We start from the raw sequence: 8,195 nt of genomic DNA, 5'->3' as shown, positions 1-8,195 counted from the left end.
GGTCACACCCGTTCCCATCCCGAACACGGAAGTTAAGTTCTTCAGCGCCGATGGTAGTAGGGGGCTTCCCCCTGTGAGAGTAGGACGTCGCCAGGCAAAGGCCATCCCCTGTGGGGGATGGTTTTTTTGTGCTTTTATAAGTTGGATAACGTCAGGTATCTCTATGGTCCTTGTAATAACCTTAGCAGACTGCTGCTTCCCTGAGTGAAGTAGTCAGACGCCTTGATAACGACCATCCTCTGTGAAGGATGTTTTTTTTATTTCTGGAACTAGATATCAATTCAAAAGTGGTATCCAGCGAGCTTTTTGGAAGGAATGGTGCACATTTTATGTTGATCATTAAGAAAAAATCTGAGGCTCATAAAGGCCGGCTATTTTGCATTCTTATTAGACATGGATTTGGCGCATGCCTGGTTTTATTTGGCGCTTAATCTGATAATTTGGCGCATGCCTGGTCTATTGGCGTTCATCCGGAGTTATTGGCATTCAGGCGAGGTTATTGGCGTTCATCCGGAGTTATTGGCGTTCAGGCGAGGTTATTGGCGTTCATCCGGAGTTATTGGCGTTCGGCCTGAGTTATTGGCGTTCACGCCGGGTTATTGGCGTTCATCCAGAGTTATTGGCGTTCACGCCGGGTTATTGGCGTTCAGGCCGGGTTATTGGCGTTCATCCGGAGTTATTGGCGTTCAGGCCGGGTTATTGGCGTTCGACCAGAGTTATTGGCGTTCACGCCGGATTATTGGCGTTCAGGCCAGGTTATTGGCGTTCATCCAGAGTTATTGGCGTTCGGCCTGAGTTATTGGCGTTCCCCCCGGTTTACTGGCACTCACCTCAAATTACTGACGCTCCCGTGATTTTTACTTTTCCCTTAAACCGGACGTGTATCTCTCCTATACAAGGGTAGAGACGGATAAGGAGGATTTTGGGAGGAGGTATCGGCATGAAAATATTCTTTATCATCTTAGTGATTAATGTGGTGTATGTTTCGTTTTTTACGATCCGGATGATTTTGACGTTGAAGGGTTATCGGTATGTAGCGGCAGCTGTGAGTATGATTGAAGTGGTTATCTATATTGTCGGTCTAGGATTGGTGCTCGATAATTTGGACAAGGTGCAGAATATCGTTGCGTATGCGTTAGGCTTTGGGATTGGTATTGTGACGGGCATGAAAATTGAAGAGAAGCTGGCGCTTGGTTATATTACGGTCAATGTAATAACTGCTGATATTGACCACCGGATGCCTGCGATCTTAAGAGAGAAAGGGTATGGTGTAACGGATTGGGCGGCCAATGGTTTGGAAGGCAACCGGTCGGCAATGCAGATTTTAACGCCGCGCAAGTATGAGTTGAAACTATATGATACAATTAAGCAAATTGATCCAAAAGCTTTTATTATTGCGTATGAGCCGAAGACGATTCATGGCGGCTTTTGGGTGAAGTCCATACGGAAAGGGAAATTGTCGGATGACTCGTAAGAAGACGGTTTGGTTTGAAGTTGAAGAGGGCGAAACGATTGAAGAATGTTTAAACCGGTTAGCTGCTGCAGGGTATACTGTGGCGGGCCGGAAAGAGGAGCCTGTCTTCATGGAAAAGGATGGAGCGTATATTCCAGTACGCCAAGTAATAAAATTTAAAGGAATTCTTAATGAATCATAACAAAAACCGAACAAAAAGGTAATTCATGCGATATATCGTTCGGTTTGCGTTGACGTTTCAGAATCGTCTTGTTATGATAATAGTGTAATAACACCCACATATATGCTGGAGAATTGGCTCCAGTGTCTCTACCAGGACACCGTAAATGTCCGGACTATGCGGGGAAGCGACATCCGTAAATTTGGCGAAGGTGTTTGTTTGCCAATGGGATTTTTCATCATTTTCTTTGCGATGACGTCCTCGAATGTTCTGCTTTCCATGCTATTTGGAGAGTGGATCGTTCGAGGGCTTTTTATTTTATTCTTGAAGGAGGCAGATGCATTGTGAAACCGAAAGTCGGCGTCATTATGGGAAGCAAAAGTGATTGGGACACGATGAAGCATGCTTGTGATGTGTTGGAAGAGCTTCACGTTCCATATGAAAAGAGAGTGGTTTCGGCCCATCGCACGCCTGATGCTATGTTTCAATACGCGGAAGAGGCAGATGGCCGGGGGATTGAAGTCATCATCGCTGGTGCCGGGGGAGCTGCACATTTGCCTGGAATGGTAGCTGCCAAGACATTGCTGCCTGTTATCGGTGTTCCTGTTCAGTCGAAGGCGCTGAATGGAATGGATTCATTGCTATCGATCGTCCAGATGCCTGGCGGGGTTCCAGTAGCTACTGTCTCGATTGGTAAAGCGGGGGCGACAAATGCCGGATTGCTTGCCGCACAATTTCTAGCAGTTTACGACAAGGAATTAAGAGGACGGCTGGAGGCACGGCGCAATGCCATCCGTGACGCATCATTAGAAAGCAGTGGTGATCTAGAATGAAAACCATTTTACCAGGTCAGACCATCGGTATTATCGGAGGAGGACAGCTGGGGCGAATGATGGCCCTTGCTGCCAAAGAAGCCGGCTTTAAGATTGCTGTGTTGGATCCCGTTATGGATTCACCGTGCGGCCAAGTGGCAGATATCCGGATTGTGGCTCCCTATAATGACGAAATGGCACTTGAAGAATTAGGGGAAGTAAGCGATGTTGTCACGTACGAGTTTGAAAATATTGATTATGAAGGACTGAAGCGTCTTTCTCAAGATACATATATCCCGCAAGGTGCAGAGCTTGTGCGGATTACGCAAAATCGCATTCATGAAAAAGCGGAAATTACGGCATCGGGTGCTCCAGTTGCTCCTTATATTGTAGCTTCTACCTATCAAGAATTAGTAGATCATATCGACAAGATTGGATTTCCGTGCATTGTTAAAACCGCTGTTGGCGGTTATGACGGAAAGGGGCAGATGAAAGTGGACTCTGCTGATGCGTTGCCTGCTGCCGAATCATTATTTACTCATTCAGCATGCATTGCGGAAGCATTCGTTCCGTTTGTGAAAGAGATATCGGTGATTGTGCAACGGAGTGCAAACAGTGAAACGTATTGTTTGCCAATCGCAGAAAACATTCACAAGAATCATATTTTGCATGAATCAATCGTTCCGGCCAGAGTATCGGAAACCATACGGATAAAAGCAGAAGAAGCGGCTCGTCTTGTTGCAGATCATTTGCAGCTGGTCGGCACGTTGGCAGTGGAAATGTTTGTTTTGGAGGACGGAGAAATTCTCATTAATGAGTTGGCGCCACGTCCGCATAACTCAGGTCATTACTCCATTGAAGGTTGCAATATTTCGCAGTTCCATCAACATATCCGAGCGATCTGCGGATGGCCGCTGCGCGAACCGAAATTGTTGCGGCCGACCATCATGGTAAACGTTTTAGGCGAACATGTTACATTGCTAAAGAAAGTGATTACCCAATACCCGGATTGGTCTGTTCATCTATATGGCAAAGCCGAGGCGAAAGAGAAACGGAAAATGGGGCATATCACTATTTTGACTGACAATATTGAAACGACACTTGAGGAAATTGAACAAACCGGCATTTGGTCGTAAGTCTATCACCATTTCAATTACAATTTATTCCTATTAGGAGGAAACAGACATGACAAAGGTAAACGTATACGTAACGCTTCGCGAGAGTGTAGTAGATCCACAAGGAATTGCCGCAAAAGACGCACTTCAAACGTTAGGTTTCAATGAGGTTCATAATGTCCGTATTGGTAAATTGATCGAATTGGAACTGGATGGTTCGGCGGCAACTATTGAAAGTCGTGTCACAGAAATGTGTGAGAAGTTGTTGATCAATCAAGTAATTGAGGACTATCGCTTTGAAATTGAGGAGGTTGCAGCACAATGAAATTTGCTGTACTGACGTTCCCAGGCTCGAGCTGTGATCTCGATATGTTTCATGCGATAAACGATATTGTTAAAGCGGATGTACAGTGCGTATGGCATACGGAAGCGAATCTGTCTCTGTTTGATGCGGTTTTGATTCCAACTGGTGCTGCATATGGAGATTATTTGCGTCCGGGCGCCTTAGCGAAAAGCTCACCTGTCATGAGTCAGCTGCAGGAATTTGCGGCAATTGGAAAACCAATTCTAGGAGTTGGCAACGGCTTTCAGATATTAGTCGAAGCTGGCCTGCTGCCGGGTGCCTTCCTGATGAATACAAGCTTGAAATTTAGATCAGGCCAAGCGAAACTCGCGGTTCAAAATGCGGAAACCATTTTCACTTCCGGTTATGAAAACGGGCAGGAGATCGCACTTCCATTCGCGCATGCGTACGGCAATTATTATGTTGATGCGGAAACCGTTACTCAGTTAAAAGACAATAAACGAATCGTCTTCACGTATGTAGATGGCAATGAAGACGGCAGCACGGAAGCGATCGCAGGTGTCTTGAATGAACGGGGCAATGTCCTGGGAATGATGCCACTGCCTGAACGGGCGGTAGAAGAGATCATTGGCGGAATGGACGGTCTGCCTTTATTTCAGTCAATCTTGAAAAACGGGAGTGAACAACATGTCAGCGAAGCATGAACCGACAGCGCAGCAAATCAAAGAGGAAAAATTGTATCTTCAATTGGGAATGACCGAAGAAGAATACGAACGGGCTTGCTCCATGATCGGACGGCTCCCGAACTATACCGAAACGGGCTTGTTTTCGGCTATGTGGTCGGAGCATTGTTCCTATAAAAGTTCCAAACCCATCCTGCGGAAGTTCCCGACAGAGGGTGAGCGAGTATTGCAAGGACCGGGTGAAGGGGCTGGCATAGTCGACATTGGAGACAACCAGGCGGTCGTCTTTAAACTGGAATCTCATAACTCCCCATCTGCGATTGAACCGTTCATCGGAGCAGCAACGGGGGCGGGCGGCATTATTCGTGACGTCTTCTCGATGGGAGCCCGTCCAGTCGCGCTTGTGAATTCCATGCGGTTTGGCGATTTGACGGACGAGCGGGACCGTTATTTATTCGAAGAAGCGGTTGCCGGGATTGCTAGTTACGGGAATATTATCGGCATCCCGACGATTGCAGGGGAAGTTCAATTTGATAATAGCTATTCCAAGCGTCCTCTTGTCAATGCGATGGCAGTCGGTTTATTGAATCATGAAGATATCCAAAAAGGTGTGGCGTCTGGAGTCGGCAATACAGTGATGTATGTAGGTGCTAAAACGGGTAGAGATGGTATTAACGGGGCGACTATGTCTTCCGCGGAAGTGAAAGTGGAGGCAAAGGCGGAACTTCCGGTTATGCAGGCGGGGGACCCGTATCTTGAGAAGCTTCTTATGGAAGCTTGCTTGGAACTTGTAAAATCGGATGCGTTAATCGGTATTCAGGACATGGGGGCTGCTGGACTGACTTCTTCTTCAGCTGAAATGGCTTCCAAAGCGGGCTATGGGGTGGAAATGAACCTAGATTTAGTGCCGCAGCGAGAAGAAGGCATGACGCCGTATGAGATGATGCTTTCTGAATCCCAAGAGCGCATGCTCGTTGTCGTGAAACAAGGACGTGAGCAAGAAATCATTGATCTGTTTACGAAGTATGGCCTGGAAGCAGTCGCCATCGGTAAGGTGACAGACGACAAGATGCTTCGACTTTTCCATAAAGGAGAAGTGGTCGCTGAGGTGTCCGCCGACGCACTTGCGGAAGATGCACCCGTGTATTATAAAAAGTCCGAAGAGCCGGCCTATTTTAAGGAGTTCCAAGCAATGGAAGACGCGGAGCCTTCAGTTGAGAGTTTGAAGGAAACGCTTATCGCTTTGCTGCAACGTCCGACAATTGCTTCAAAAGAGTGGGTTTATAACCAATTTGACACGCAAGCACGGACTAATACGGTCGTTGCACCTGGTTCATCGGCTGGTGTCATCCGGGTTCGTGGAACGAACAAGGGCCTTGCGATGACTGCGGATTGTAATTCACGTTACATTTATTTGGATCCCGAGACAGGCGGCAAGATTGCGGTGGCGGAAGCGGCGCGTAATTTAGTTTGCTCGGGTGCGGAACCGATCGCTGCAACAGATTGCTTGAATTTCGGAAGCCCGGATAAGCCGGAAGTGTTCTGGCAGATTGAAAAGTCTGCGGATGGCATATCAGAAGCGTGCCGCACGTTAAATGCACCGATAATCGGCGGTAATGTCTCGATGTCGAATGAAGTGAATGGAGTTCCTGTTTATCCGACGCCGACGATTGGAATGGTCGGTATCGTACACAATCTTGGCGACGTGACGACGACTGTCTTTAAGCAAGCGGGAGATCTTATTTACATGATCGGCGAAACAGCATCCGAATTCGGAGGCAGTGAGCTTCAACAAATGGTCGACGGGAAAATTTCAGGAAAAGCACCAGCCATTGATTTGGCAGTGGAAGCGCGACGCCAGAAGGAATTGCTTTCCGCTATTCAAGGAGGACTCATACAGTCTGCTACGGATCTGTCGGAAGGCGGTCTTGCCGTTGCTCTTTGTGAGAAGGCATTTGATGCGAAAGATCTTGGCGCAAATGTGAAAGTTTCTGGTTCTGCTGTGAGCGCATTATTCAGTGAAACACAATCCCGTTTCCTCGTAACGGTTAAAGCTGAGCATGCGGAAGCGTTCGAAAAAGTGGTAGCGGATGCTGTAACTATAGGTGCTGTCACAGATAATGGAAAGATTGTGATCCAAGACGAAGTGGGCACTTCGTTGCTCGAAGGGACAGTGGAAGAATTCCGTTCCGCTTGGAAAGGGGCTATCCCATGCTTGCTGAACTGCGAGGCCTAAACGAAGAATGCGGCATCTTTGGGATCTGGGGTCATGAAGATGCCGCACAGATTACGTACTATGGCCTTCATGCCCTTCAACACCGGGGACAGGAAGGGGCCGGCATCGTAACGAAAGATGGCAAGGGGCTCCATGTTGTGAAAGGCGAAGGGCTTGTAAATGAAGTATTTTCGGATGATAAATTAAAAGCTTTGACGGGGCGTACTGCCATTGGCCAGGTACGGTATACGACGGAGGAAGGGCGAGGGGCGGAGAACGTCCAGCCGCTCGTCTTCCGTTCCACTACTGGCAGCATGGCCATTGCCCATAACGGCAATTTGGTTAATGCGAAAGATTTGAAAGAGAACCTGGAAAAGCTGGGGAGTATTTTTCAAACGACGTCAGATACGGAAGTGCTCGCTCATCTGATCAAGCGGAGCAGCAGCGGGTCGCTGACGCAGCGTGATCGGGTGAAAAAGGCGCTGTCTATGTTAAAAGGTGCATTTGCATTCGTTGTCCTGACGGAAGAAGGGCTGATGGTGGCTCAGGACCCGAATGGTTTGCGCCCGTTATCCCTTGGTAAGCTCGGGAATGCCTGGGTGGTCGCTTCGGAAACGTGCGCGTTTGATTTGATTGGCGCGGAACATGTCCGCTCGGTCATGCCGGGTGAGCTGCTCATTATCAATGATAGCGGCTGTTACTCAGATCAGTATGCAGAACCTGAGGAGCGCGCGATCTGTTCCATGGAGTATGTTTATTTCTCGCGTCCCGATTCAGATATCGATGGCATCAATATTCATATGGCCCGGAAGCGGTGTGGCAAGCAGCTGGCTAGGGAAGTGAGCATTGAGGCAGATGTAGTGACGGGTGTTCCTGATTCAAGCATTTCTGCCGCGATCGGTTTCTCGGAAGTAAGCGGGATTCCGTATGAGTTAGGGTTAATCAAAAATCGCTATGTTGGCCGGACATTCATTCAGCCGACGCAATCAATGCGTGAACGCGGCGTGAAAATGAAGCTCTCGCCTGTCCATCAAGTCGTTGCTGGAAAGCGTGTCGTCATGGTCGATGATTCGATCGTCAGAGGGACGACATCGAAGCGGATCGTCAACATGCTGAAGGAAGCGGGTGCATCGGAGGTCCATGTCGTTATCGCAGCTCCTCCGCTCGTCAGTCCCTGTTTTTACGGAGTAGATATTAGCACGGATTCGGAATTAATCGCAACAGGCCGTTCGGTTGAGGAAATACGGGAGCTGATCGGTGCAGATTCGCTTACCTTCCTCTCGAAAGAAGGTATGCTGAATGCAATTGGCCGTTCCGATGAAATGAAAAATTGCGGACAATGCTTGGCCTGCTTCACTGGGGAGTACCCGACTGAAATCTATGCGGATACCGTATTACCGCATGAAAAAGAGATCGTACGATAAGGAGGCTT

Annotated in this window: 10 protein-coding genes, 1 rRNA gene and 1 riboswitch; all 11 genes read left to right on the top strand. The window is 48.1% G+C overall.

Features of this window, described 5'->3' with window-relative positions; genetic code table 11:
• Positions 1–96: ribosomal RNA gene (rrf, locus tag L7D49_RS00605) — 5S ribosomal RNA — on the top strand; the annotation flags it as partial.
• Between the two features lie 297 nt (positions 97–393).
• The gene (locus L7D49_RS00600) at positions 394–795 is read left to right on the top strand and encodes a hypothetical protein (RefSeq protein WP_238078834.1); all 402 of its coding nucleotides are present in this window, start codon (positions 394–396) and stop codon (positions 793–795) included.
• 145 nt (positions 796–940) lie between these two features.
• Positions 941–1,474: a DUF2179 domain-containing protein gene (locus tag L7D49_RS00595; protein WP_238078833.1), complete on the top strand. Its 534-nt coding sequence runs from the start codon at positions 941–943 to the stop codon at positions 1,472–1,474.
• Positions 1,464–1,655, top strand: a complete 192-nt coding sequence (locus tag L7D49_RS00590) for an NETI motif-containing protein (RefSeq protein WP_238078832.1) — start codon at positions 1,464–1,466, stop codon at positions 1,653–1,655. The genes L7D49_RS00595 and L7D49_RS00590 overlap by 11 nt, the downstream gene beginning before the upstream one ends.
• Before the next feature lie 76 nt (positions 1,656–1,731).
• Positions 1,732–1,832, top strand: a riboswitch (purine riboswitch).
• 27 nt (positions 1,833–1,859) lie between these two features.
• A complete protein-coding gene (locus tag L7D49_RS20130; RefSeq protein WP_269135797.1) occupies positions 1,860–1,982 on the top strand; it encodes a hypothetical protein in 123 nt (40 codons plus the stop codon).
• Positions 1,979–2,467, top strand: coding sequence for a 5-(carboxyamino)imidazole ribonucleotide mutase (gene purE / locus L7D49_RS00585; protein ID WP_238078831.1), 489 nt, complete (start codon positions 1,979–1,981; stop codon positions 2,465–2,467). Before L7D49_RS20130 ends, purE begins: the two co-directional genes overlap by 4 nt.
• Positions 2,464–3,582, top strand: a complete 1,119-nt coding sequence (gene purK, locus L7D49_RS00580; RefSeq protein WP_238078830.1) for a 5-(carboxyamino)imidazole ribonucleotide synthase — start codon at positions 2,464–2,466, stop codon at positions 3,580–3,582. Before purE ends, purK begins: the two co-directional genes overlap by 4 nt.
• 49 nt (positions 3,583–3,631) lie before the next feature.
• A complete protein-coding gene (purS, locus tag L7D49_RS00575; protein ID WP_238078829.1) occupies positions 3,632–3,886 on the top strand; it encodes a phosphoribosylformylglycinamidine synthase subunit PurS in 255 nt (84 codons plus the stop codon).
• Positions 3,883–4,569 (top strand): phosphoribosylformylglycinamidine synthase subunit PurQ, encoded by a 687-nt coding sequence (gene purQ, locus L7D49_RS00570; protein ID WP_238078828.1) that lies wholly within the window; start codon positions 3,883–3,885, stop codon positions 4,567–4,569. Before purS ends, purQ begins: the two co-directional genes overlap by 4 nt.
• Complete coding sequence (gene purL / locus L7D49_RS00565; protein ID WP_238078827.1) at positions 4,553–6,784, top strand: phosphoribosylformylglycinamidine synthase subunit PurL; 2,232 nt, start codon at positions 4,553–4,555, stop codon at positions 6,782–6,784. The genes purQ and purL overlap by 17 nt, the downstream gene beginning before the upstream one ends.
• Positions 6,760–8,187, top strand: a complete 1,428-nt coding sequence (purF, locus tag L7D49_RS00560) for an amidophosphoribosyltransferase (protein ID WP_238078826.1) — start codon at positions 6,760–6,762, stop codon at positions 8,185–8,187. The genes purL and purF overlap by 25 nt, the downstream gene beginning before the upstream one ends.
• Positions 8,188–8,195: the final 8 nt, after the last annotated feature.

The organism is Sporosarcina cyprini (assembly GCF_022048975.1).
Lineage (GTDB): Bacteria > Bacillota > Bacilli > Bacillales_A > Planococcaceae > Sporosarcina > Sporosarcina cyprini.
This window is presented reverse-complemented; position numbering and strand designations above follow the sequence as displayed.